This window comes from Saccharopolyspora taberi (assembly GCF_039534165.1).
GTDB classification, from domain to species: Bacteria; Actinomycetota; Actinomycetes; order Mycobacteriales; family Pseudonocardiaceae; genus Saccharopolyspora_D; species Saccharopolyspora_D taberi.
In genome coordinates, this window is the sequence record NZ_BAAAUX010000019.1 from 32,512 (window position 1) to 57,270 (window position 24,759).

General features: G+C 70.3%; 22 protein-coding genes and 1 pseudogene. 15 read left to right on the forward strand and 8 right to left on the reverse strand.

The annotated features are described in order from the left end of the window. Positions 1–45 precede the first annotated feature (45 nt). Together ABD691_RS21915 and ABD691_RS21920 are read right to left on the reverse strand one after the other, a co-directional pair. Entirely contained in the window at positions 46–459 is a 414-nt protein-coding gene (locus tag ABD691_RS21915) for a nitroreductase family deazaflavin-dependent oxidoreductase (protein ID WP_344682611.1), read from the reverse strand. 27 nt (positions 460–486) lie between these two features. Further along, on the reverse strand, positions 487–1,182 hold the full coding sequence (locus ABD691_RS21920; RefSeq protein ID WP_344682613.1) for a TetR/AcrR family transcriptional regulator: 696 nt from the start codon (positions 1,180–1,182) through the stop codon (positions 487–489). Between the two features lie 101 nt (positions 1,183–1,283). Between ABD691_RS21920 and ABD691_RS21925 the strand changes: the two genes are divergently transcribed. From ABD691_RS21925 to ABD691_RS21945, 5 genes are read left to right on the forward strand one after another with little or no spacing between them, the layout of a single operon-like run. Further along, a complete protein-coding gene (locus ABD691_RS21925; protein ID WP_344682615.1) occupies positions 1,284–2,477 on the forward strand; it encodes a lipid-transfer protein in 1,194 nt (397 codons plus the stop codon). Between the two features lie 36 nt (positions 2,478–2,513). Next, on the forward strand, positions 2,514–2,945 hold the full coding sequence (locus tag ABD691_RS21930) for a type II toxin-antitoxin system Rv0910 family toxin (protein ID WP_344682616.1): 432 nt from the start codon (positions 2,514–2,516) through the stop codon (positions 2,943–2,945). Between the two features lie 4 nt (positions 2,946–2,949). After that, positions 2,950–3,807 carry a MaoC/PaaZ C-terminal domain-containing protein gene (locus ABD691_RS21935; RefSeq protein WP_344682618.1) on the forward strand — a complete coding sequence of 286 codons (858 nt, stop codon included), beginning with the start codon at positions 2,950–2,952 and terminating at the stop codon, positions 3,805–3,807. 22 nt (positions 3,808–3,829) lie between these two features. Beyond that, positions 3,830–4,702 carry an SDR family oxidoreductase gene (locus ABD691_RS21940; protein WP_344682620.1) on the forward strand — a complete coding sequence of 291 codons (873 nt, stop codon included), beginning with the start codon at positions 3,830–3,832 and terminating at the stop codon, positions 4,700–4,702. A 24-nt stretch (positions 4,703–4,726) separates the two neighbouring features. After that, entirely contained in the window at positions 4,727–6,931 is a 2,205-nt protein-coding gene (locus tag ABD691_RS21945) for an acyl-CoA dehydrogenase family protein (protein WP_344682622.1), read from the forward strand. A gap of 145 nt (positions 6,932–7,076) precedes the next feature. Here ABD691_RS21945 and ABD691_RS21950 read toward each other — a convergent pair whose 3' ends face one another. The 3 genes from ABD691_RS21950 to ABD691_RS21960 all read right to left on the reverse strand — a co-directional run bounded on the left by ABD691_RS21950 (position 7,077) and on the right by ABD691_RS21960 (position 10,634). Next, positions 7,077–8,429, reverse strand: a complete 1,353-nt coding sequence (locus tag ABD691_RS21950) for an MFS transporter (protein ID WP_344682623.1) — start codon at positions 8,427–8,429, stop codon at positions 7,077–7,079. Positions 8,430–8,501: 72 nt separating this feature from the next. Further along, the gene (locus ABD691_RS21955; protein WP_344682625.1) at positions 8,502–9,914 is read right to left on the reverse strand and encodes a phytoene desaturase family protein; all 1,413 of its coding nucleotides are present in this window, start codon (positions 9,912–9,914) and stop codon (positions 8,502–8,504) included. Between the two features lie 90 nt (positions 9,915–10,004). After that, on the reverse strand, positions 10,005–10,634 hold the full coding sequence (locus tag ABD691_RS21960; RefSeq protein ID WP_344682627.1) for a pyridoxine/pyridoxamine 5'-phosphate oxidase: 630 nt from the start codon (positions 10,632–10,634) through the stop codon (positions 10,005–10,007). A gap of 476 nt (positions 10,635–11,110) precedes the next feature. Here ABD691_RS21960 and ABD691_RS21965 point away from each other — a divergent pair, with 476 nt between their 5' ends. Together ABD691_RS21965 and ABD691_RS21970 are read left to right on the forward strand one after the other, a co-directional pair. Next, complete coding sequence (locus ABD691_RS21965) at positions 11,111–12,493, forward strand: condensation domain-containing protein (protein WP_344682629.1); 1,383 nt, start codon at positions 11,111–11,113, stop codon at positions 12,491–12,493. 96 nt (positions 12,494–12,589) lie between these two features. Beyond that, positions 12,590–13,432 (forward strand): PhzF family phenazine biosynthesis protein, encoded by an 843-nt coding sequence (locus tag ABD691_RS21970; RefSeq protein WP_344682631.1) that lies wholly within the window; start codon positions 12,590–12,592, stop codon positions 13,430–13,432. A gap of 203 nt (positions 13,433–13,635) precedes the next feature. Here ABD691_RS21970 and ABD691_RS21975 read toward each other — a convergent pair whose 3' ends face one another. Continuing rightward, a complete protein-coding gene (locus ABD691_RS21975) occupies positions 13,636–14,496 on the reverse strand; it encodes an alpha/beta hydrolase (protein ID WP_344682632.1) in 861 nt (286 codons plus the stop codon). A gap of 128 nt (positions 14,497–14,624) precedes the next feature. On the opposite strand from ABD691_RS21975, the pseudogene ABD691_RS21980 reads away from it, so the two are divergent. The 5 genes and pseudogenes from ABD691_RS21980 to ABD691_RS22000 form a co-directional block, all read left to right on the forward strand. After that, a pseudogene (locus ABD691_RS21980) lies at positions 14,625–14,717 on the forward strand (DNA alkylation repair protein); the annotation flags it as partial. Between the two features lie 168 nt (positions 14,718–14,885). Then, positions 14,886–15,350 carry a VOC family protein gene (locus ABD691_RS21985; RefSeq protein WP_344682634.1) on the forward strand — a complete coding sequence of 155 codons (465 nt, stop codon included), beginning with the start codon at positions 14,886–14,888 and terminating at the stop codon, positions 15,348–15,350. Positions 15,351–15,404: 54 nt separating this feature from the next. Beyond that, positions 15,405–17,234 carry a phosphoenolpyruvate carboxykinase (GTP) gene (locus ABD691_RS21990; RefSeq protein ID WP_344682636.1) on the forward strand — a complete coding sequence of 610 codons (1,830 nt, stop codon included), beginning with the start codon at positions 15,405–15,407 and terminating at the stop codon, positions 17,232–17,234. Between the two features lie 202 nt (positions 17,235–17,436). Continuing rightward, positions 17,437–19,551, forward strand: a complete 2,115-nt coding sequence (gene acs / locus ABD691_RS21995; RefSeq protein WP_344682638.1) for an acetate--CoA ligase — start codon at positions 17,437–17,439, stop codon at positions 19,549–19,551. Between the two features lie 186 nt (positions 19,552–19,737). Next, a complete protein-coding gene (locus tag ABD691_RS22000; protein WP_344682639.1) occupies positions 19,738–21,078 on the forward strand; it encodes a hypothetical protein in 1,341 nt (446 codons plus the stop codon). Here ABD691_RS22000 and ABD691_RS22005 read toward each other — a convergent pair. Further along, complete coding sequence (locus ABD691_RS22005) at positions 21,075–22,334, reverse strand: hypothetical protein (RefSeq protein WP_344682641.1); 1,260 nt, start codon at positions 22,332–22,334, stop codon at positions 21,075–21,077. The genes ABD691_RS22000 and ABD691_RS22005 overlap by 4 nt on opposite strands. Before the next feature lie 163 nt (positions 22,335–22,497). Beyond that, entirely contained in the window at positions 22,498–22,827 is a 330-nt protein-coding gene (locus tag ABD691_RS22010; RefSeq protein WP_344682643.1) for a hypothetical protein, read from the reverse strand. 302 nt (positions 22,828–23,129) lie between these two features. Here ABD691_RS22010 and ABD691_RS22015 point away from each other — a divergent pair, with 302 nt between their 5' ends. The 3 genes from ABD691_RS22015 (at position 23,130) to ABD691_RS22025 (ending at position 24,750) form a co-directional block, all read left to right on the forward strand. Next, complete coding sequence (locus ABD691_RS22015) at positions 23,130–23,453, forward strand: hypothetical protein (RefSeq protein ID WP_344682645.1); 324 nt, start codon at positions 23,130–23,132, stop codon at positions 23,451–23,453. A 139-nt stretch (positions 23,454–23,592) separates the two neighbouring features. Beyond that, complete coding sequence (locus ABD691_RS22020; protein WP_344682647.1) at positions 23,593–23,793, forward strand: hypothetical protein; 201 nt, start codon at positions 23,593–23,595, stop codon at positions 23,791–23,793. Positions 23,794–24,042: 249 nt separating this feature from the next. Continuing rightward, on the forward strand, positions 24,043–24,750 hold the full coding sequence (locus ABD691_RS22025) for a GntR family transcriptional regulator (RefSeq protein ID WP_344682649.1): 708 nt from the start codon (positions 24,043–24,045) through the stop codon (positions 24,748–24,750). Positions 24,751–24,759: the final 9 nt, after the last annotated feature.

The window sequence follows — 24,759 nt, forward strand, 5'->3', positions numbered from 1 at the left end:
TGGAATAATTACATCGGTGTCGCACCCGGTCGCCCCGGGGCTCGATCAGGTCTGCGGCGTGAGCGCGATGATCGGGATCGGGCGGGGCGTCTTGGCCGCGTAGGCGCGGTAGCGGTCGCGGTTCACCGCGTTGACGAGCTCGAAGTTCCGGGGGTAGTCGGGGTCGTCCGGCCAGATCGCGCGCGCGGTCGCGCGTCGAAGGGTGCGCCCTACGCGAATCTCGACCTGCGGCTCGGCTTGGAGGTTGTGGAACCAGCCGGGCGCGCGATCGGCGCCGCCCGCTGACGCGACCACGAGGTAGCGGTCTCCGTCCCGGGCGTACACGAGCGCACTGGTGCGGGGCCGGCCCGTGCGGCGTCCGGTGGTGTGCAGCAGCAACGTCGGCACGCCGAGCAGGCGGTGTCCCACGAGACCGCTGGAACCTTGGTAGATCTTCTGGTGCAGGGCGAGGATCTTCATCCGCTCCGCCTCCTTCAGGCGCGTCCGTCAGTCGTCGAGCAGTTCACTGACCGGTGTGTCCGGGGGAAGCTCCAGCCCGAGCGCCCGGAGATTGCCGTCCAGGACCAGCCAGATGGACCTGGTGAGGAACTCGGCGAGCTGGTCGGTCGTGACGCCGTTCCCGCGATCGGCCAGCCAGCGGTTGACGGTGGCGTCCACCAGACCCACGAGCGCCGACGCGAGCGGCGTGCTCAGGCTGGTGTCCTTGCCGAACTTGCGCAGGACCTGCTCGAACAGCCCCGCCGCCTCGGCGGCGATGGCGGTCTTGGTGCCGGAGACCACCCGGGACGACGTCGCGAGCGTGGCGCCGGACCGCGCCCCGAGGAAGGCGTGCAGCCGCGGGTGCCGTTCGATCCAGCCGAGGTAGACGGTCACCGAACGCCGGATGGCCTCCTTCGGCGTGCCTGCCGGACGCAGCGTCGGCGCCAGCTCCGCCATGAGCGAGTCGATGATGCGCTGGCGGATCTGCTCGTCGAGGTCGGACCGGTCGTCGAAGTGCCGGTACACCACCGATCTCGGCAGCCCGGCGCGCTCGGCGATCACCTTGACGCCGACCGCGGGCCCCTCCTGCTCGATCGCCGCGATCGCGGCGTCGAGCACGTGGAGGCGGCGCTGCGCCTTGTGCGCGTCCCAGCGGGTCGCCCTCCCGTCGGCGTCGGGGTTCACCCCCGTGGCATTGACCATCCCCCAGACGATACTGCCGGAAAAATTAGTGGGACATCTTGTCTCACGAAACTGCATGCGACATGGTGTCACACGCAGAGTCCGGCGAGCGAGGAGATCCGATGGCTGCCAAGGCGTACGTGATCGGTGTGGGCATGACGAAGTTCGAGAAGCCCGGCCGCCGCGAGGACTGGGACTACCCCGCCATGGCCCGGGAGGCGGGCACGAACGCGCTGGCCGACGCCGGGATCGAGTACTCGCGGGTGCGGCAGGCCTACGTCGGTTACGTCTACGGCGAGTCGACCTCGGGCCAGCGCTCGGTGTACGAGCTGGGGCTGACCGGGATCCCGGTGGTCAACGTCAACAACAACTGCTCGACCGGATCCACTGCCCTGTTCCTCGCGACGCAGGCGGTGCGCGGCGGGGCCGTGGACTGCGCACTGGCGCTGGGGTTCGAGAAGATGCAGCCGGGCTCGCTGGGTGCCACGTTCGAGGACCGCGAGCAGCCGATGATGCGGCACCTGCTGGCGCTGGCCGAACTGGAGGAGTTCGCGATGCCGCCCGCGCCCTACATGTTCGGCGCCGCGGGCCGCGAGCACATGCGCCGCTACGGCACCACGGCCGAGCAGTTCGCGAAGATCGGCGTGAAGAACCACCGGCATTCGGCGAACAACCCCTACGCGCAGTTCCAGGACGTCTACGAGCTGGACGAGATCCTGGCCGCGCCGGAGGTGTACGCGCCCCTGACCAGGCTGCAGTGCTCGCCGACCTCGGACGGCTCCGGCGCGGCGATCATCGCTGGCGAGTCCTTCGTGGACGAACACGGGCTCGCCGACCAGGCGGTGGAGATCGCGGGGCAGTCCATGGTCACCGACCTGCCGGGCACGTTCGAGGACCGCAGCGCGATCAGCCTCGTCGGCGCCGGGATGACCCGGGTCGCCGCGCGGCAGGTGTACGAGCAGGCCGGAATCGGACCGTCCGATGTGGACGTGATCGAGCTGCACGACTGCTTCTCCACCAACGAGCTGATCACCTACGAGGCGCTGGGCCTGTGCGCCGAAGGCGAGGGCGGCAAGCTCGTCGACTCCGGCGACACCACCTATGGAGGCCGCTGGGTCGTCAACCCGTCGGGCGGCCTGATCTCGAAGGGCCACCCGCTGGGAGCGACCGGACTGGCGCAGTGCGCCGAGCTCACCTGGCAGCTGCGCGGCACCGCGGGCGGGCGGCAGGTGCCCGGAGCGGAAGTGGCCCTGCAGCACAACATCGGGCTCGGCGGTGCGGTCGTGGTGACCGCCTACCGGCCCGCGAACCGCTGATTTTCCCCTCACCCGCGAAAGAAGGAGGACCAAACGATGGTCGCCGTCAACGTTCCCGGTACGCTGCCCTGCTCCCCTGAGAAGGCGTGGTCGGCGGTGTCCGACCTTGGCCGCTTCGAGGAGTGGCTGACGATCCACCAGAGCTGGAAGGGCGAACTGCCCGCCGAGGTCGGCGTCGGGTCCAGGATCACCGAGGTGGTGTCGGTGATGGGCATGGCCAACAAGATCGAGTGGACGGTCGAGGAGTACGACCAGCCGCGCTCGCTGAAGATCAGCGGCACCGGCATGGCCGGGGTGAAGGTCGCCTTCACGCTGTCGGTCCGTCCCGACGGGGACGGCAGCGTCGCCGAGATCGACGCCGAGTTCTCCGGGCAGATGATCGTCGGCCCGATCGGCAACGCGGTCGGCAGGAGCACCCGGTCGGAACTGGAGAAGTCGCTGGCCAAGCTCGCCGAACTGGTCGCGTGAACCGATGGGCGAACCGGTTTTCCAGGAAGCGGGCCTCGGGCGGTGGACCGAGGAGGAGACCTTCGAGGTGACCGCGCGACACCTCGGCGAGTACGCCGCGGCGACCAACGATCCTATTCCCCGGCACCGCGCCGGGGAGATCGCACCGCCGGTCTTCGGGATCGTGCCGGTGTTCGGCGCGCTGGTGCCCGCGGCCCTGTCGGTCGCCCCGCCCGAGCTGCTCGGCAGGCTCGTGCACGGCAAGCACGACTTCCGCTTCCACCGGCCGATCCTGCCCGGCGACCGCCTGGTCTCCCGCGCGAAGCCGGTCGGCTTCACTGCCAAGCCCGCGGGCACGACGGTCGCGGTCCGCACCGAAACCCGCCGCGAGGACGGCGAACCGGTCAACGAGCAGTGGATGACGGCGTTCTTCCGCAAGGTCGACGCGGGCCGCAGCGTCGGTCATCCGGCCCCACCGCACCGGTTCGACGAGTCCCTTCGGGCGAAACCCCCGGCGGCGGAGGTCACCGCGCACATCGACGGCGACCAGACCTTCCGCTACGCCCCCGCGTCCGGCGACCCGATGCCCATCCACCTGGACGAGGAAATGGCCAGGATGGCCGGTCTTCCCGGGATCATCGTGCACGGCATGTGCACGATGGCGTTCACGTCGTGGGCGCTGCTCACCGAGTTCGCGGGCGGTGACACCCGGCGGCTGCGCCGCCTCGCCGTGCGGTTCGCCAAGCCCGTGCTGCCCGGCCAGGACATCACGGTCCGGATGTGGCGCGGCGCCGTTTCCCCGCAAGGCACGACCTACTCGTACGAGACCACCGCGGCGGGCGAAGCGGTCATCAAGGACGGGCTCGCCGTCATCGCCGACTGACCACTACTCGAACGGAGCACGAATGGGGTCCTTGGACGGACGAGTCGCGATCATCACCGGCGCCGGCCGCGGAATCGGGCGCGAGCACGCGCTGCTGTTCGCGCGCGAAGGCGCCTCGGTCGTGGTCAACGACCTCGGAGGAGCCAACGACGGCAGCGGTTCCGACACCGGACCGGCGCAGCGGGTCGTCGACGAGATCACCGCCGCCGGAGGCAAGGCGGTGGCCAGCACCGGCGACGTCGCGGACTGGCGGGGCGCCGCTGACCTCGTCGAGCTCGCCGTCGAGACCTTCGGCAGGCTCGACGTCCTGGTCAACAACGCCGGAATCCTGCGGGACGCGTTCATCGCCGGCATGGACGAATCGCAGTGGGACGCGGTCATCTCCGTCCACCTCAAGGGGCACTTCGCCCCGCTGCGGCACGCCGCCGCGCACTGGAGGGCCCGCGCCAAAGCGGGCGAGGCGGTCAACGCCGCCGTCGTGAACACCGCGTCGGCCTCCGGGACGTTCCTGCCCAACGCCGGCCAGGCCAACTACGGCGCCGCGAAGGCCGGGATCGCCGCGCTCACCCAGGTCGCGGCCGAGGAACTGGACCGCTACGGCGTGCGGGTCAACGCGATCGCGCCGATCGCGCGCACCCGCCTGACCCTGGCCACCCCCGGCATGGGCGCGCTGTTCGCCCAGGAGGTGGCCGAGGGCGAGTTCGACGCCTTCAGCCCGGCGAACATCTCGCCGATGGTCGCCTACCTCGCCGGGGAGAAGTGCCCCTTCACCGGCAAGCTCTTCGCCGTCCAGGGCGGCGCGATCTCCGAGCTCGGCGGGTGGCACGAAGTGCGCACCGCGCAGACCGACGGTCCCTGGAACATCGACGACATCCACGCGCAGCTCACCACCTGAGGGCCAACCGGGGAGGAGACACCCATGTCCAGCAAGGGCTACGAACTCGGCATCGGCCTCAGCGATGAACACCGGGCGCTCGCCGAGTCGGTCCGCGGTTTCACCGATCGCCACGTCACGAAGGAGGTCCTGCGCGCGACGGTGGACGGCGACGCGGCCGTGCCGTTCTGGCCGTCGCTCGCCGAGCTGGGACTGCTCGGACTCCACGTCCCGGAGGAGCACGGCGGTCAGGGAGCCGGTCTGCTCGAACTGGCCGTCGCGCTGGAGGCGCTGGGGCGCGCGGCCGTTCCGGGCCTGTTCGTGCCGACCGTGCTGGCGTCGGCCATGCTCGTCGCCGCGGACGCCAAGGTCGGCGCGGAGCTGCTGCCGGGTCTGGCCGACGGTTCCCGGACGGCGGCGGTCGGACTCGTCTGCCCGCTCACCGGCACCGCCACCGGCGGAGACGTGACGGTGTCGGGCTCGACCGTCGCGGTGCTCGGCGGTTCCGCCGCCGACGTCCTGCTGCTGCCCGTCAGCATCGACGGCACCACGCGATGGGCGGCGATCGACCGGGCGGAGGTGCGGGTCGTCGAGCAGGACAGCCTGGACGTGACCAGGGCCTCGGCGAGCGTGACCGCGGAGGATGTCCGGATTTCCGCGGATCGCGTGCTGGACGCGCTCGGTTCCGAGGACGTGCGCGCGCTGGCCGCCGTCGTGTTCGGTGCGGAAGCGGTCGGTGTCGCTTCCTGGTGCGTGTCCACCGCGGCCGAGTACGCGCAGACGCGGGTCCAGTTCGGACGGCCGATCGGCCAGTTCCAGGGCGTCAAGCACAAGTGCGCGCACATGGGCATCGCGTTGGAGGCGGCGCGGTCGGTCGTGTGGGACGCGGCGCGGGCCCTCGATTCCGGGGACGAGACGGCGCAGTTCGCTGCTTCGGCCGCGGCAGTCGTCGCGCCGGATTCCGCGGTGCAGTGCGCGGCGGACTGCATCCAGGTCCTGGGCGGGATCGGCTTCACCTGGGAACACGACGCGCACCTGTACTACCGCCGTGCGCTGACGCTGCGGGGACTGCTGGGCCGCAGCTCCGACTGGAGCGCGCATGTCGCCCGGCAGGCGCTCGACGGTGTGAGCCGCAGTGCGGAGATCGACCTGCCCGAGGGAACCGAGTCGATCCGCGAGCGGGTGCGCGGCGAGGTCGCCGAGCTCACCGGGCTCGGTGCGGCGGAGCAGCTGCGCCGCCTCGGCGACGACGGCTGGGTGCAGCCGCACCTGCCGCGACCGTTCGGCCGCGGTGCCGGACCGCTGGAGCAGGTCGTCATCTCCGAAGAGCTCAAGCGCGCGGGCGTGCAGCTGCCGGAACTGCTCATGGGCGGCTGGGCGGTGCCCGCGGTCGTCGCCTACGGCACCGAGGAGCAGAAGCAGCGCGTGGTGGTGCCGACGCTGCGCGGGGAAATCGTTTGGTGCCAGCTGTTTTCCGAACCGGGCGCCGGTTCGGACCTCGCCTCCCTGAGCACGAAGGCCGAGCGCGTGGAAGGCGGCTGGAAGGTCAACGGGCAGAAGATCTGGACCACGGTCGCGCAGTTCTCCGACTGGGCCATGCTGATCGCGCGGACCGATCCCGCGGCACCGAAGCACGACGGCATCACGTACTTCATCCTCGACATGTCCACACCCGGCGTCACCGTGCGCCCGCTGCGCGAGGCCACCGGGTCGGAGCTGTTCAACGAGGTGTTCCTGGACGACGTGTTCATCCCGGACGACTGCGTGGTCGGCGAGGTCGGCAAGGGGTGGACCGTGGCGCGGGCGACGCTGTCCAGCGAGCGGGTCGCACTCGGGCGCGGCAACGCGTCCTACCCGCAGCTGTCCGACCTGCTGGCGTTCGCGGCGGGCCGGGAGCTCGACGACCACGCGTTGCAGCGGATCGGCGCGTTCGCCTGCGACAACCAGGTGATCGGCCTGCTCGGGGCGCGCTCGGTGCTCCAGCAGCTCTCCGGTGCCGACAGCAGCACGACCGCCAGCGTCGGCAAGTTCCTCAACATGCGCTTCGGCCAGCAGATCGCGGAGTTCTGCCTCGGCGAACTCGGCGCCGCCGGCGTCGTGTCGGTCCGCGGCGAGCCGAGCGACAAGTGGATGGAGCAGGTGATCTCCTGCCGCGCGATGACGATCTACGGCGGGACGACCGAGGTCCAGCTCAACGTCATCGGCGAGCGCATGCTGGGCTTGCCTCGCGACGACGCTCCCGCGGGGTAGGGGCGTGCAGGCAAGGCCAGGTGCTCAAGGCGCACAACCGCTGGAATTGACGGGATCGACTGCCGGAGGTTGGTCCGCGAGATCACGTGGAAGCTGTCGGCGAGCTGTTGGGTGTCGATCCTGCCCAGGGTGCGTCCCAGCTCGCTCACCGACACGCCATGCCGAGGACGAGCCCGGCGATCCAGCCCCGGACCGGGACATGGTGGGCATCGCTATCACCGCTCCCGCGAGTCGAGGGCCATCGCCTCAGAGGCGGCGTCGCCGAGGGGCCGCACGTGTCGCAATGTCGCGAAGCAGACCAGCGAAGCAGCCGCGCGGCAGATCCGGACTTCTCCGCTGGTGCCGCGCCCACGACGATGTCGGTACCGAGTGCGGCGATCACCCCGAGTCCGAGGTAGACGAAGGCGAACCCGGCGACCACGGTCAGCGTGCTGCCGGTACCAGCCAGGGCGAGGAAGGCGTACCCGACGAGCGACAGCGCCAAGGTGGCGGCCATGACGACGCCGGGTGATGCGCGACCGGCCACCAGGGGCGCACCGATCGCTCCGACGAGCATCGCCAGTGCGGGCGGCCCCATCCACAGCCCCGCTGCCGTCGGCGGGAGTCCCTCGACGAGCTGCAGGTACTGCGTGACCAGGAACATCACCCCGCCGAAGCCGACCAGGCCGATCAGGAGAACGGTCAAAGCCGCGGAGAACGCCCGGCTGGTGAACAGCTTCACGTCGAGCAGTGGTGTTGTCAGGCGGAGCTGGCGCCGGAGGAAGGCGACTGTCGAGCCACCACCGAGGAGAACAGCGACCAGCGCCTGGACGTCGAAGCCGTGAGCCGCGACGTGCTTGATCGCGTAGACGATCGGCAACATCGCCGCCAGCGACAACCCGGCGCTCAGCAGGTCGAGACGGCAGGCGCGGGCCCGAAACTCCGGCAGCAGGACCGGTGCACCAGCCAGAACCAGCGCAGCGACCGGTACGGCGAGGAGAAAGACCGCACCCCACCAGAAGCCGGCGACCAGCGCGCCGCCGACGACCGGGCCCGCCGCCATCCCCAGCGCGAACATCGTGGCCCACACGCCGATCGCCAGGGCTCGCTGCCGCGCGTCGGTGAACATGTCGCTGATCAGCGACAGCGTCGAGGGCATCAGCGTCGCCCCGGCCACTCCGAGCAGCGCCCGAGCCGCGATCAACCACAGGGCGCTGGGAGCGAACGCCGCGCAGACCGAGGCCACGCCGAACGCCGCCGTTCCGATCATCAGCAGGCGGCGCCGTCCGATCCGGTCGCCCAGCGTGCCCATGGTGATCAGGAAACCGGCGATGAGGAAACCGTAGGCGTCCATGATCCACAACGTCTCGGTCGCGGTCGGGTTCAGGTCCGCGGCAAGGCTCGGGACGACGAGGTAGAGCGCCGTCACGTCGAGGCCCAACAGCATGGTCGGCAGCGCCAGCAACGCGAGGCCACCCCACTCCCGCCACCCGGCACGTGCGGGCCGTTCCAGCATCATCGCAGCTCCCGCGCAGTAGTTGAACTATCGTTCTATTTGTACCACGGTTCAACTAGTTGCCGCGGCGCGCGTTCAGCTCCACCTTCCGCGAAGGTGGAGCAACGCCCGCTCCGCCGCGTGCGCGCCGCACATCCCGTGCGCACCCGGTCCGGGCGGGGTCGCCGCTGAGCACAGGAAGTGGCCCGGCACCCCGACGTCGTAGGGCTGCAACGTGATCCGCGGCCCGAAGACCAGCTGCCGGACATCCTTCGCACCGGTCAGGATGTTGCCGCCGGCGAAGTTGGCGTTCTCCTCGGCGAGATCTGCCGGAGCGCGCACCGCCGCGCCGAGGATCCGGTCGCGGAACCCCGGGGCGAACCGCTCGATCTGCGCGATGATCGCCGAGGTCGCGTCACCGGCGTAGCCGTTGGGGACGTGCGCATAGACCCACACCGGGTGCACGTTTCCCATCGAGCGCTGCGGATCTGCCAGGTACTGCTGACCGACCAGGACGAACGGACGATCGGGCATCCGTCCACTATGGATCTCCCGTTCCGCTCTGGCGACCTCCGAACCGCAGACATGCACCGAACCGGCCCGCCGCGCTCCCTCTGCCGTCCAGGGAACTCCGCCCTCCACGGCGAAATCCACCTTGACCGCGGCGGGCCCGTAGCGGAACCGGCGGTAAGCCCGAGCTATCCGCGACGGCAACTGATCTCCCAGCAGGCAGGGCAATGCGGAGGGAGCGGCGTCCCACACCACGACATCCGATGGCGGCAGCTGCGCCGCCGAGCGGACCCGAACCCCGGTCTCGATCTTCCCGCCGTGGTCGCGCACCAACGCCGCCAGCGCGTCGGTGATGGCGCGCGAGCCGCCTTCGGCGACCGCCCAGCCATGCCGGTGCCCGGCGGTCAGGATGCCGATCCCGATGGCCGAGGACAACGGCAGGTCGAGCGGCCGGAGCGCATGCGCGGCCACCCCCAGCCACAACGCGCGCGCCTGCTCGGTTCGGAACAGCCGCGCAAGCGCCGCAGCGGGTGCGAGTGCCGGTATGCCGAACCTGGCCAGCCGCAAAGGATGCCGTGGTATCCGCAGAAGCGGGCGCAGGATGTCCTCGCTGAGCACGTCGTAGTCCCGCGCGGACCGCCCGAACAGCGCACGCCAGGTGCGGCCATCGGGCCCGAGCCCGGCGGCCGTCTCAGTGACCGAGCGGTGCAGGACACCGGCGGTGCCGTCGTCGAGCGGGTGCGCGCAGTCGATCTCCGGCAGCCGCCAGCGCAGTCCGTACCGATCGAGCCCGCGCAGGGCGCGCGAGCCAACGGCCAGCGGATGCGCCGCCGAGCAGCGGTCGTGCAGCAGGCCGGGCACGATCGCCTCGACCGTGCGGGTTCCGCCGCCGATCTCGCCGGCCGCCTCCAGCACGGTCACCTCCACCCCGGCCCGGGCCAGCACAGCGGCGGCGGAGAGCCCGTTGGGCCCGCTGCCGACCACGATCGCGGTGCTCATCCGATGCCTTCCCGTGCGCCCGGAGCACCATTCTCGACCGTGGCGGCAACCGCCGCTTCGTGGCGATGGCTGCCTGCGAACGGATCACCCCTAAGGCCACAGCCGCTCGGTCACCCAGCCCGCCCCGAGACGGCGGTAGCGCAGCCGGACGTGTCGACGGTCCTGGGCGGCCTGCCAGAACTCCACAGTGGTGGGTTCGACGCGGTAGCGGGTCCAGGATTCCGGCGGCTGATCCTGATTCCGCTGCACCAGCTGGTCGGCTTCGTCGGCCGCGCGCAGCAATTCGTCCGGATCGGCAAGCACTTCCGACTGCCGACCGACCAGCACCTCGGCCCGGGACGCGGGCGAGCGGTCGCGGTAGTCCGCCGCCGAGGTCTCCGCGCTGACCGGACCCCGCGCCCGGACCTGACGGCCGACGCCCGGCCAGAAGAAAGTCAGCGCCGCCCGGGGGTTCGCCTGCAACTGCTGCCCCTTCGGGCTCTCGGCGCTGCTGGAGACGTAGAAGCCGTGCTCGTCGACATCCCGGAGAATCACCACACGGGCGTCAGGAGCACCTTCAGCATCCACTGTGGACAACGTGACCGCGTGCGGGGCGAGCACCTGCTCCCCCGCTTCCGCCAGCCACGTGAGAAACAGCTCGTGCGGCGCCGACGGCACCTCGCTGGTGTCGAAGTCCGGGAGCTGCGCGGGGAATGACGGCCAGCGCCGAAGTCGAGTCATACCGCCATCCTGCCCCTGACGGAACCGACCGCCACACCGGCCAGCGGGACGAGACCGGCGGCGGCAGCGGTGACCCACGAGCACTCCCGGCGATCAGAACGCCCGCCGCCCCGGTCGCCGCGCCCAGCGCGATCCCCTGCGCGGCGCGCGAGCACCCGGTGATCGCGGCGTCGCTTTCGACGATCAGCGAGGCTGCCGCCGCTCTGCTGCCCGCACGCGGAAAACGAGCCCGACTTTCCGCTCTCCATCCGTTATTGCCGATGGGTGAACAATTTGTTTTCTTCTCCGCCTGGGCGCCGTAACCGGCAGTGCGAAGCCCTGGATTCGGTGAGTTGTCTCACGATCGGACGGCTTGCACGCCCCAAAAACGATCACTAGCGTCTGAAACTCCGAATCCGGGGTGAGCAATATCGGATTCGCCGCACCCGCGTTGTTTCTGTGGAATTTCACACCTGGATGAATCCGAGGCGCGCACCATGAAGATCACGGAGCTTTCGGCGTACGACGCGCGGGGCGGAACGGTCACGGAGTGGCGACCGCGCCCGGCCACGCCCGCTGCGGACCCGCGCCCACCGTCCTACCTGCAGGAACAGCACGTGCGCGTGGCAGCGGCCCAGCACGCCGCGGGTGTGCACGCGCCGACCTGGCTGGCCACCGCCTTCGACCTCCCCGGCGGGCTCGACCAGCACGCCCTGCGCACCGCCCTGGCCGGATGGACCACCCGCCACGAGACCCTGCGCAGCCGATTCCGGTTCTCCGGCACGGGGTTGCGGCGATTCACCCTGAACGCGATGTCCTTCGAACCCCACGACATCGGCGAAATCGCCGACCCCGATGAACTGCACCGCTATCTGGAGGACCGCTTCGATCGGGGAACCAGCCCGCTCGACTGGCCGCCGTACCTGATCTTCACCGTGCACGGGCCCGACCGGGCCACGATCTACCTCGCCTTCGACCACACCAATGTCGACGGTTACTCGCTGTTCCTGATCGCAGACGAGTTCAACGAGCTCTACTCGGCGGCGCTCGCGGGCCGCCCACCGGAACTGCCCGAGGTCGGCAGCTACCCGGACTTCTGCGCGGCCGAACGCATCCGCGCCGCCGATGTCGGTGCCGACGACGCCGCCGTCGCGCGCTGGCGGGAGTTCCTGCGGGACAGCGGAGGCGAGCAGCCGGTGTTCCCGCTGGAGCTGGACGTGCCGCCGGGCCCTCCTCCGGCGCAGCGCAGTGAGGCGGACTGGCTCCTGGACAGCGCCGAAGCCGAACGGTTCAACGCGGCGTGCAAGCAAAGCGGCGGCAGCTTCCTGTCCGGTGTCCTGGCCACAGCCGCCATCGCGGCCTCCGAACTGGGCGACACCGAGGTCTACCGGACGGTCGTTCCGTTCCACACCCGCTCGCACCAGCGCTGGGCGGCGTCGCTCGGCTGGTACGTCGGCCTGGCGCCGTTCGAACTGTCCACTGCGGAAACCGCCGACTTCCGAGATCTCGTGCGCGCCGCGAGCGACGAGACCCGGGCCGCGAAGCACCTGGCGGAAGTACCGCTGGCGCGGGTGTGCGAACTGCTCGGCGGGCTGTTCCTGCCGCGGTCGGCAGTGTCCTACATGGACGTTCGCCAGGTGGCCGGTGCCGACCGGTGGCGGACGTGGAACGCGCAGACCTTCGGCAAGGTCTCCCTGGGCGACGAGGTCTACATCTGGGTCCTGCGGACTCCCGACGGCGTCTACCTCGCGTCGCGGTACCCCAACACGGATCTGGCCTACAAGAACATGTCGCGCTACATCGAGCGGATGCGCGAGGTGTTCATCACCGTGGCCGAGACCGGGACGTACTACGTTACCCGGCCCGCGTCCGACAGCTGAGGACACCCAGTCCACCCTCTCGGAATTGGCCATCGGTTCCAAGGCCGATTTCCGGTTAGCCTCCCAAGGGACAGCCCCAGCTTTCGGGAGGTTCCCGTGTCTCGTGCTCGTGATTTCGCCCAGGTCGACGTGTTCTCGCCGACCCCCTACCTGGGGAACCCGGTGGCCGTCGTGCTCGACGCGTCCGGACTGGACGACCAGGCGATGCAACGCCTCGCCCGCTGGACGAACCTGTCGGAGACGACGTTCGTGCTCCCGCCCGCGAACCCGGAAGCCGACTACCGGCTGCGGATCTTCACTCCGGGTGGAGAGCTCCCGTTCGCCGGCCATCCCACGCTCGGCTCCGCCCACGCCTGGCTCGAACACGGCGGGAACCCCCGCCGCGAAGACCGCGTCGTGCAGGAGTGCGCAGCGGGCCTGGTGGAGGTCCGCCGCGGCGAGGGCACCCTGTCCTTCGCCGCCCCGCCCACCCGGCGCACCGGCGACCTGGACGAGGAGTACCTGGACCAGGTCGTGGCGGCGTTCGGCATCGACCGCGACCAGGTACTCGCCCACCAGTGGGTCGACAACGGCCCCGGCTGGGCGGTCGTCCGGCTCGCCACCGCCCAGGACGTGCTCGACCTGGAGCCCGACCTGTCGCGGATCCCGACGGCCATGGTCGGAGCGCTCGGCGCCTATCCGCGAGGATCGGAGCACGCGTTCGAGCTGCGCACCTTCGCTCCCGGCGCAGGGGTGGCCGAAGATCCGGTCTGCGGCAGCATGAACGCTTCGGTCGCGCAGTGGCTGATCAGGACGGATGCGGCACCCGCCCACTACCGGGTCTCCCAGGGCGCGCGGCTGGGCCGGGCGGGAGACATCACGATCACCGCCGAGGCCGACGGAACCGTCTGGGTCGGCGGGGCGACGACAACCTGCTTGCGCGGCACGGCAATGCTGTGACGATCGGCTCGCCCGCCTGCGCCATCGCCGCCATCGCCGTCGGCGCCTACATCACCAGGAAGAAGTGGACCGATCTCAACAACCTCGACTGGCAGTACAGCGCTACCACCGAGAACGCTCCGGACAGCGAGGACATGCCGGACGACAAGCACGTCATCATGTGGGGCACGAGCATGGCGAGATGTAGCGGCTCAGCCGCTGAGTCACGCCGTTGGCCCGGCCACTCCTACCGCGCGGCGCACGTGGTCGACGATCCTGTCGTACGTGCGCTCGGTCTGCGCACGGGTTCCGAAGCCGAGGATGTTGTAGCCGTGATCGGTTCCGGGGACATCGTGATGCTCGGCGAGAGCGCCGACGGCCTTGAGCGCTTCGGCGTAGCGGATGGCTTCCTCTCGCAGCCGGTCGAACTCGCACGTGATGATGAGCGCGGGCGCGATTCCGGCAAGCCCCTCCGCGTTGGCACCCCAGGCCGGTGAGACGAGGCGGTCGCGCCGGACAGCCGGATCCGGCACGTAGGCGCGGTCGAACACATCGGACATCCAGGGCCGCATGACCGGCTTGTCCACTGTGGATGACTTGTCCCGCAGGTGCGTGACCAGGTCGAGCGGCGGGTACTGCAGGACCTGCAAGGCGATGCGGGGACCGCCGTTCTCCCAGGCCAGGCGCGCGGCGGCGGACGCCAGGCTGCCACCGGCGCTCTGCCCTCCGACGCACAGGCGGCTCCCGTCCCAGTCGTGCTCGCCACGCGCCGCCCACGTCACGACGTCGAAGGCTTGCTCCACCGCCACGGGAAAGCGGTGCTGCGGCGCGACCGCGTAGTCCACGTTCAGCACCGCGACTCCGGCTTTCGCCGCCAGGTACCTGCACCACGGGTCGTCCTGCTCGGGATGCTCCACCACGAAGCCGCCGCCGTGGAGGTTCACGTACACGCCGGTGCCCGCATCGCCGGACGGAGGACGGTACACGGTGCAGGGGACGTTCCCGTGCCGCGTCGGTACTTCGAGGCTGCGCGTGCGCCCGGGAACCTCACCGAAGCGCAGCTCGGCCTTCAACCGTGGCCCCATGGCCAACTGGAGCGTGCGCGCTACAAGATCGGCGAACAGCACATTGCCTCCATGACGCGATTGGACAGGACGATGAGCATAAGGCGACCCGGTTCCGAAGCGCTTTCGAATTCTGGCTCGTAGGCTGGGTGCTCAAGGACTACCCGACGCCCCCGAACTGCACCTCGCCGTTCGCGCCCACCTGGATCGCCGAGATCGTGCGTCGGCAGCAGGGCGGGTAGCGGGTCGAACAGGTTGGCGACCCCGGCCGCTCCCCTCGCAGCGACCGACGGCCGGCCCCCGGTGCTCCGCTCGTGCTGCGTCGCCCGGGAACGGGGAGTTCCATGGTTCTGCCGGTGGTCTGCCGACCGCCCGTCCGGAACACACCTGTTCGATCCCGGGAGGGCCACATGCGACAACAGGACTGGCCGACGCCCGAAGAGGGCCTCGTCATCACGCAGTTCCTGACCGTGCGCGACGTCGCCCGCTCGCGGCAGTTCTACGCCGACGTCTTCGGCGGCCACGTGGTCCTTGCCGAGAACCCCGCGATCGTCAAGGTCGCGAACTCCTGGATCATCATGAACCCGGGCGGCGGCCCCACCCCCGACAAGCCCGGCATCACCCTGGAGCCGCCCGACAGGCCCAGCACGGTGTCGGCCTTCATGAACGTGCGGGTGGCCGACATCGCCGCCTTCTACGCCGAAGCACGCCGCAAGGGCGCCGAGTTCGTCACCGAGCCCATCGACCGCAAGGCCGAGATCCGCTGCTACATGCGGGATCCCGACGGCTACCTGATCGAGATCGGCCAGGCCACCGGCATGCTCCAGGGCGTCTTCGCCGATCCACCGGCGAGGTTCGGACCCGCCAGCAGCTGAAGGTCCGAAAAGGACGGAGAGGCCACTACCGCCAGGCCGCGCAAGGAGATCGCCATGACCACCCTCGAAATCCCCGGGCTGGATCAGGCCCCGACCACCCACCGGTCCCTGCTGAAGTGGGTGCGCGAGGTCGCCGAGCTGACCACGCCCCGGCGGGTGGCGTGGTGCGACGGCTCCGACGCGGAGTGGCGGCGGCTGACCACCGAACTCGTCGCGACAGGCACCCTGGTGCGGCTGTCCGGCAAGCCGAACTCGTTCTGGGCCGCCTCCGACCCCAGCGACGTCGCACGCGTGGAGGACCGCACCTTCATCTGCTCCCGGCGCGAAGACGACGCGGGCCCCACCAACAACTGGATGGACCCGGCCGACATGAAGGCCATCATGACCGAGCGTTACCGGGGCAGCATGGCAGGCCGCACCATGTACGTCATCCCGTTCTGCATGGGCCCGCTCGACGACGATGATCCCAAGCTCGGAGTGGAGATCACCGACTCCGCCTACGTCGTTCTCTCCATGCGCGTGATGACCCGCATGGGCACCAAAGCGCTGGCGAAGTTCGTCCGCGCCGACGGGAGCGAACGGGAGTTCGTCAAGGCCCTGCACTCCGTCGGATCGCCCCTCAAGTCCGGCGAGCAGGACGTGCCGTGGCCGTGCAACCCGACGAAGTACATCTCCCACTTCCCGGAGGAGCGCACGATCTGGAGCTACGGCTCCGGCTACGGCGGCAACTCCCTGCTGGGCAAGAAGTGCTACTCGCTGCGCATCGCCTCGGCGATGGCCCGCGACGAGGGCTGGCTCGCCGAGCACATGCTCATCCTCAAGCTCATCTCGCCCACCGGCAGCGTGCACTACATCGCGGCCGCTTTCCCCAGCGCCTGCGGCAAGACCAACCTCGCGATGCTGCAACCCACCGTGCCCGGGTGGCGGGCCGAAACCCTCGGTGACGACATCGCCTGGATGCGCCCGGGACCGGACGGGCGGCTGTACGCGGTCAACCCCGAGTTCGGCTTCTTCGGCGTCGCCCCCGGAACCGGCTACCACACCAACCCGATCGCGATGCGGACCGTCGAGCAGGGCAACACGATCTTCACCAACGTCGCCCTCACCGACGACGGCGACGTCTGGTGGGAAGGCATGACCGAACAGCCCCCGGCACACCTGACCGACTGGAAGGGCCGCGACTGGACACCCGAGTCGGGCGAGCCCGCCGCGCACCCCAACTCCCGGTTCTGCACCCCCACCGAGCAGTGCCCGATCATCGCCCCGGAGTGGAACGACCCCGCGGGCGTGCCGATCTCGGCGATCCTGTTCGGCGGACGGCGCGCCACCACCATCCCGCTGGTCACCGAATCCCGCAGCTGGCAGCACGGCGTGTTCATGGGCGCCACCCTGTCGTCGGAGACCACCGCGGCGGCCACCGGCCAGGTCGGCGTCGTGCGCCGCGACCCGATGGCCATGCTGCCGTTCATGGGCTACCACGCGGGCGACTACTTCCGGCACTGGCTGACCATGGCCGACAACGCCGCCGCGCTGCCGAAGATCTTCCACGTCAACTGGTTCCGCCGGGGAGACGACCGCCGCTTCCTCTGGCCCGGGTTCCGCGAGAACTCCCGCGTCCTCAAATGGATCGTCGAACGCGTCGAGGGCACCGCGAACGCGACCGGCACGCCCGTCGGACTCGTCCCCTCCGCAGCCGACCTGGACCTCACCGGCCTGGACCTCGATCCATCCGAAGTGGACCGGGCGCTCGCGGTCGACACCGAGGAGTGGCGGGCGGAACTGCCGCTGATCGAGGAGTGGTTCGCCAGGATCGGCGGCAAGCTCCCGGCCGCCCTGCACGACGAGCTCGACGCCCTGCGACACCGCCTCACCAGCGGTCGCTGACCACCCGCCGGCTGCGCTCCGTGACGGATGCTCCCGAAGCCGCCCGCAGATTTACGATGGGGTTCTCCCCAAGCTGGGGAGAAGCGACCGGCGCAGCCAACACGTCGTGGACATCTGCGCTGGGCAGTGGCGATGCCCCAGCAGTACCTGTTGACCTCCGTGGTGGTCCTGGCGCCGGCCCGCTCGGTCAGGAGGTGCAGCGATGACCACAGCACACGAACCGCAGGTCTCCGAAGCGCAGATCTCCGTGCACTGGCGGGAGGAGGACTACTACCAGCCGCCTGCGAAGTTCATCGGCCAGGCCAACGCGGCCGACCCCGAGATCTTCCGCCGCTTCGCCGAAGAGCGTTTCCCCGACTGCTTCAAGGAGTACGCGGACCTGCTCAGCTGGGACAGCTACTGGCACACCACGCTGGACACCAGCAACCCGCCGTTCTGGAAGTGGTTCGCGGGCGGACGGCTCAACGCCTGCTACAACTGCGTCGACCGGCACCTGGCCGCCGACCGCAGCAAGGCGGCCCTGATCTGGGTTCCGGAGCCGGAGGCCGAGGACACCCGGACGATCACCTACCAGGAGCTCCACCGGCAGGTCAACGAGTTCGCCTCGCTGCTCCGGGAGTTCTGCGGGGTGCGACCGGGCGACCGGGTCACGTTCCACCTGCCGATGGTTCCCGAACTGCCCGTCGCGATGCTGGCCTGCGCCCGGCTGGGCGTGATCCACTCCGAGGTGTTCGGCGGTTTCAGCGGCACCGCGTGCGGCGAGCGGATCGCCGATTCCGGCAGCCGCGTCCTGGTGACCATGGACGGCTACTACCGCAACGGTCAGCTCGTCGACCACAAGACCAAAGCCGACGAAGCCGTGCGAACCGCCGCCGAACGCGGCCAGCCGGTCGACTCGGTGCTGGTCTGGCGGCGTCACGCCGACCGCTGCAGCTCGCAGGCCGCGATGGTGGACGGCCGCGACTTCTTCGTCGACGAACTCCTCACCGAACACCGCGGGGCGGTGGTCACGCCCGTCTCGATGCCCTCGGAAGCACCGTTGTTCCTCATGTACACCAGCGGCACCACCGCACGGCCGAAGGGCTGCCAGCACTCCACCGGCGGGTACCTGTCCTACGTCGCCGGGACCTCGAAGTACTACCAGGACATCCACCCCGAGGACACCTACTGGTGCTGCGCCGACATCGGGTGGATCACCGGCCACTCCTACATCGTCTACGGGCCGCTGGCTCTGGGCACCACCAGCGTGATCTACGAGGGCTCGCCGACCCACCCGGACCCCGGCCGGGTCTGGCGGATCGCCGAACGGCTCGGGGTGAACATCTTCCACACCGCCCCCACCACGATCCGCATGCTGCGCAAGCTCGGCCCCGACGAACCCGGCAAGTACGACTACCACCTCAAGCACATGACCACCGTCGGCGAACCCATCGAACCGGAGGTGTGGCGCTGGTACCACGACGTGGCGGGCAAGGGCGAAGCGGTCGTGGTCGACACCTGGTGGCAGACCGAGAACGGCGGGTTCCTCGGGAGCACGCTGCCCGCGCTGCAACCGATGAAGCCCGGCAGCTGCGGCCCTGGCGTGCTCGGGGTGTACCCGGTGATCTACGACGAGGACGGCAACACCGTCGAAGCGGGCAGCGGCAGCGCGGGCAACATCTGCATCCGCAACCCGTGGCCCGGGATCTTCCAGACCATCTGGGGCCAGCCCGAACGGTTCCGGCAGATCTACTACGAGAAGTACTGCCGGAACCCGGACAGCACGGACTGGCGGGACTGGCCGTACTTCGCGGGTGACGGAGCCGTGCAGGCCGCCGACGGTTACTTCCGGATCCTCGGCCGCGTCGACGACGTCATCAACGTGGCCGGGCACCGGCTGGGCACCAAGGAACTCGAATCGGCGTCCCTGACCGTCGGGGAGGTCGCCGAAGCCGCCGCGGTCCCGGTCGTCGACGAACTGCGCGGCCGGGCGGTGGAGATGTACGTGGCGCTCAAGCCGGGACTGGCGCCCAGCGCGGAAACCGAGCACGCGGTGTCGGACGCGATCGAGCGCGAGATCGGCAAGATCGCCCGCCCGAAGAACGTCTGGATCGTCAGCGACATGCCCAAGACCCGCTCCGGCAAGATCATGCGCCGGGTCATCGCCGGAATCTCCAACTTCGCCGACGTCGGTGACGTCTCGACGCTGGCCAATCCCGAGGTCGTCGAGGAGATCCGGCACCACATCCAGAGCGACAAGCTCGCCCACGGCGAGGTCCCCCGCCAGCTCACCCGGGAGGAGGCGGACGAGATCAGGGCGTTCGGCCGCAACGAGTAGCACGGCCGGGGTCCTGTTCCTTGAAGGAGGAAGGCCCGGGACGCACGCGAGCGTCGTCCGCGGCACGCGAGGTCCTTCGGCGATTTCCCCCGACATAACCACGCGAAACACCACCGGACCGATCCGTTTGGCCTAATGTCCAGCGCTGTTCAGCGCTATCGATCTTGCTCTACAAGGAGTGGATTCATGGGTCATTCGGACACGCGGTCCGGCGCGCTCCGCCGCTGGGCGACGTTGTCGAGCGCCGGGATGCTCGCCGCGAGCTTCGGCCTCCTGACGTTGCCGACCGCGCAGGCCACGCCCGACGGCTGCGCCCGCACGCCCAACGGGTCCGGCGAGGACATCTACTGCCCGCAGGGAGTTCTGGCCGGTCACACGCTCGTGGGCACCCCGGGCAAGGACCGCGTCACCGTCGTCGGCAGCGTGGTCGGCACCATCCTGTCCGGTCCGGGCGACGACACGATCACCGTCACCGGAGCCCGCGGCGGTGACGGGGGCAACGGCGGCAACGGCAGGCTCGGCGTGAACGGCGGCGACGCCGGCCCGTCGGCCAACGGCAGGCTGGGCATCGGCGAAGGGCCGACCGGAACCGGCAGGGACGCCGGGACCGGTGGCCACGGCGGCAGCGGGAGCGCGGGCGTGTCGCCCGCCGGTTTCATCGACACCGGGCAAGGCGACGACAAGATCACGGTCACCGGCGGTCACGGTGGCAACGGCGGCGACGGAGGCGCGGGCGGGTCCGGCTCAGCGGCCGAACTGCTCGCCTACGGCGGCGGGAACGGGGGCGCGGGCGGCAACGCGGGCACCGGGGGCGCCGGCAACCTCGGCCGGATCTCCGGCGGCGATGGCAACAACACCATCGAGGTCACCGGTGGCTCCAACGGAATCGGTGGGGACGGCGGCGCCGGCGGCAACGGCAACAACGCGAGCATCGGGGGCAACGGCGGGAACGGGGGCAACGGCGGAGGCGGCACCTCCAGGACCACCAGTGCCGCCGGTCCCGGCAACGGCCCGTCCGGCACCATCCTCAGCGCCGGGCACGACGTGGTCACCGTCCGCGGCGGCGACGGAGGAAACGGCGGCAAGGGCGGTGTCGCCGGCGCCACTCGGGTCGACGACGTGGCCGGGGTCGGCTTCGTCGGAGGTGGCGGCGGTACCGCCGCGGCCGGCGGGGCACCCGACACCGGCAAGGTCAGCGACCTGACCGGAACCGCCACGATCAACAAGCAGAACGGTCGCGACGGCACCAACGGCGCCCTCGGTCTCCCCCACGTCAGCGTCGGAGGACGCCCGCAGGAGAAGTCGCTGCCCGCCTCCGGAAGGCGCGCGGTGAACACGCCGGAGCGTCCGGCCCCGGAGGAATCCGACACCACGGGCGCGGCGGAAACCCCGCTGCCGCAGGGCATCGAGGACGACAGCGCGGCGCGGGCCTGGCCCTTCACGCCGAACGCGGCGGCAATCCTGAAGGACGTCGGCACGCCGGTGGCGACCTTTCCGGAAATCGGCGTGCTGCGGAGCAGGACCTAACCCGCGGTCCGGAACCGCCGCGCCCAGCGGACGAGACGGCGGACGAGGCCCCCGATGATCAGCGCCGCACCCGCCCAGGGCAGCAACAGCAGGAGGATCTGGATCACGCCGACCACGGCCGTCGCCGGATCCCCTGCCCGCACCACCCCGTCTCCCAGGTGCATCAGCGACTGCCAGACCGTCGGCAGCACGCGCGGTGCGAGCAGCAGGAAAGCGACGAGCCAGTAGGCCAGGCACGGGATCACCAGCACGACCCACAACGCGATCACGCGCCTGGCCCACGGCTTGAGCTCCCGCACCCGCGGATCCATCTCCCGGCCCGGAACCAGGCTGCGCAGGGTCGGCAGCATGCGGTCGAACAGGTCGGGCACGCCGACCAGGTCGCTGAGGATGTAGTAGCCGTCCAGCCGGATCGAAGGCAGGAACTGCCAGGCGGTCGCGGCGTGCCAGGCGATGATCGTCACCAGCAGCCACGGCTGGCCGGTCCGGGCGTAGGCCGCGAGCATGACGAGCAGGGCCAGCGCGTTGAAGTAGACGCCGCCGAGGTCGGTGCGCAGCCTGCCGCGGCGGCTGAGCCGGTAGGCGTCGGTGACGGTGCTGTACATCGCGGGCCACACCAGGTAGATGCCCACGCCCATCGCTCCGGGGGTCGCACCGCCGTAACGGCACGCGGCGACGTGGCCGCACTCGTGGAAGATCCCGGCCAGCAGCAGGATCCCGAGCACCAGCAGGGTTTGCGAGGGTTGGTTGATCAGGGCGTGCGCGCTCGCCAGGACTTCGCCGGATCCTCCGCTCGTGATCAACCAGGTATCGCCGAGCACCAGCGCCACCAGCGCTGCGATCACCACCGGTGGCCAGAACAACGGCTGGAACACCCGCGCGATGCGTCCGGCCACCCGCTCCGGCAGGAGCGCGACCCGGAACCGCAGCGCCAGCAACCGGTCGGGCTTCCCGCGGACCAGCGGTGCGGGGTGCCCGGACCCGCCGCTTTCGACCATCCCGGCGGGCCGGAGCCGGTTGTCGACGAGGAACAGGACCTGCTCGGCGGTGATGCCGCGGCCGTACTCGGCACCGAGTTCGGTGGCGAGCCGCTCGTAGGTGCGGCGGCCGTCGAGCCGGACTGCGACCAGGTACAGCAGCCGGGACAGCTGGACGACCTGGCCGTCGGCTCGACGGGCCAGGTACGGCGGGTCCTGGTAGCCCGAGCCCTGGTACTCGCCGATCAGCTCGACACCGGCTCCCAGCTCGGGTACCACGCGGGTGGCGACGTCCCCGGACCCGTGCTCATCAGACGCGGCGGTGATGGCGATCCCCCCTGACAGATCGGTGGAACCCCGCGGGCACCAGCGAGTCCGGTGCTGGTGCCCGCGGCAGGCTTCCTGCTACCGGAAGGGCAGCGGCTGCCGCTCCGGCATGCCGTCACTTGGCGAACGCGTCGCCACCGTCACCACCGGTGCCGGGACCGCCGATGCCGTCGCCACCGATGCCGTCGCCGCCGTCACCACCGTCGCCGCCGTCACCGCCACTGCCGCCGTTGCCCCCGTCACCGCCGTCACCACCGCCGTTGCCCCCGCCGGTGCCGCCGCCGGTGCCTGCTTCGCCGCCCGTGGCCTCGCTGTTGTCACCGGTCACCGCGTCCCAGACCCAACGCGGCCCGAGCAGCGGTATGAGCGCCGTCAGCACCGTCCGCGCCGGGAGCAGCTCGACGCGCTCGTTCTCCAGCTCGGAAATGCTCAACTCAAGAGACAACGTTTCCTCCTCGATAGAGAAATGCCGGAAGACCGGAAAACCAAGAACCGCTCACGTGTTCCCCGATTCCCATTCCAACGGCCCCAGTTCCGTGTGAGCCGCGCAGATGATAAGGGCCGACATGCCCTGGCGAAGGGGCGACACCCTCCCCTTCCGGGTATCGCACTGCACGCGGGGATACCGGCCCCTACCATCTGCCCCGGCACCAAATCGACTGGGGCCGCTGGGACGGGGGCCTGGGGACCACGACTGTTCGATGATTCGCCCCGGTCCTCCAACATTCATCGACGGAGGAGAAAACGGTGTCTCGCGAATTGAGCCTTTCCGAGCTGGAGAACGAGCGCGTCGAGTTGCTGCCCGCGCGCACCGTCCTGACGACCTTCGCCCTCTCGCACCGCGGCTGGCTGGATGCGCTGACCGGTGACAACAACCAGGCCACCGGCGGCAAGGGCGGCGCAGGTGGCGGTACCGGAGGCGGCGCCGGCGGAGGCGAGGGCGGTGCCGGGGGCGCCGGCGGCAGCGGAGGTGACGGCGGCGACGGCGGCAGCGGCGGTGACGGCCACGGCGGCAGCGGCCACGGTGGCGAAGGCACCGGCGGTGACGGCGGTGACGCGCACTCCAAGTGAGCCACGGGCGGGTCGGCCTCGGAGCTGACCCGCCCGTCCGCTGCGCGGCAGGGGGACGCTCGGCAGCGTGATGGCCGTGGAAGACCCAGCGCGCGTGCGGAAAGTTGATCGCCGTCGTGAACACCGAAAGGAGACGGCGATGTCTCGGACCGTGGCGAAGCTGTTCGCCATCGCAGGGTTGTCCGCAGCGCTTCTGATGGGCGCCGCCGGCGTCGCGAACGCCGAGTGGCCGCCGAAGGTGGACGGGGTGCCGGGCACCCCGGTGGCCGATCTGCCCAGTGCGCTGGACGGATTGCCCGCCAAGACCGGGGCGCCCGGGAAGCCCGGATCGAACGGTTGATCCCGGACCGATGTGGGCTCCGCATGTCCGATGCGGAGCCCACATCGGATTTCTGCTGTGCCGTGTCCGGTCGGAATGCGCGAGGGAAAACCCGGCCGCCGACGATCATGCACCGCTGATCCTGCCCTGGTTCAGCTTCCGGGGCGCGCTCGGAGAACGGACGGGCTCCGCAACCGCCCATCACCCGTCCGAGTTGTTCCGCATTGCGGAGGGTGTTGCGCGATGTGCTGATATATCTACGATGTATCAGTGGTCGGAAAGCCGTCGTCGACACTCCGCGGCAGGCACGCACTGCCGGAGCTGACCACGCTCGAACCCGGGATCCGCAGCGTCGGCAGCCTGAGCGAGAAGGCCTACTACCTGCTCCGCGACCGGCTGATCACGCTGGACCTGGCTCCCGGCTCGACCATCGACGAGCGGGCGTTGCAGCACGAGCTCGGCCTGGGGCGCACTCCCATCCGGGAGGCGCTGCGCAGGCTGGCCGACGACCGGCTGGTGGAGGTGGTGCCGCGGCGGGGCATGTTCGCCAGCCACGTCGATCTCGGTGACCTCCGGTCGATCAGCGAGGTCAGGGTCGAGCTCGAAGGACACGCCGGGCGGCTCGCGGCCACGCGAGCGACGAACCAGGACCTCGCGGGCATCACCGAGCTGCTGGCCGAGCTCCGCGACACCGTCGCGGCCGACCAGCGCGAGCTGATGCGGCTCGACCAACAGGTGCACCGGCTGGTGTACCGGGCGACCCACAACCCCTTCCTGGCGGCGACGCTCGAGGACTACTTCGTCCACAGCCTGCGGTTGTGGTTCCTCGTGCTCGACCGCCTGGCCCACCTGGAACACGCGGTGTCCGAACACCTCGACCTGCTCGCCGCGGTTCGCGGCGGGGACGCGGACTCCGCCGAGCGGATCATGCGCCGGCACGTCGCCGACTTCGAACGCCAGATCCGCGCCGTGCTCTGAAAACCCACG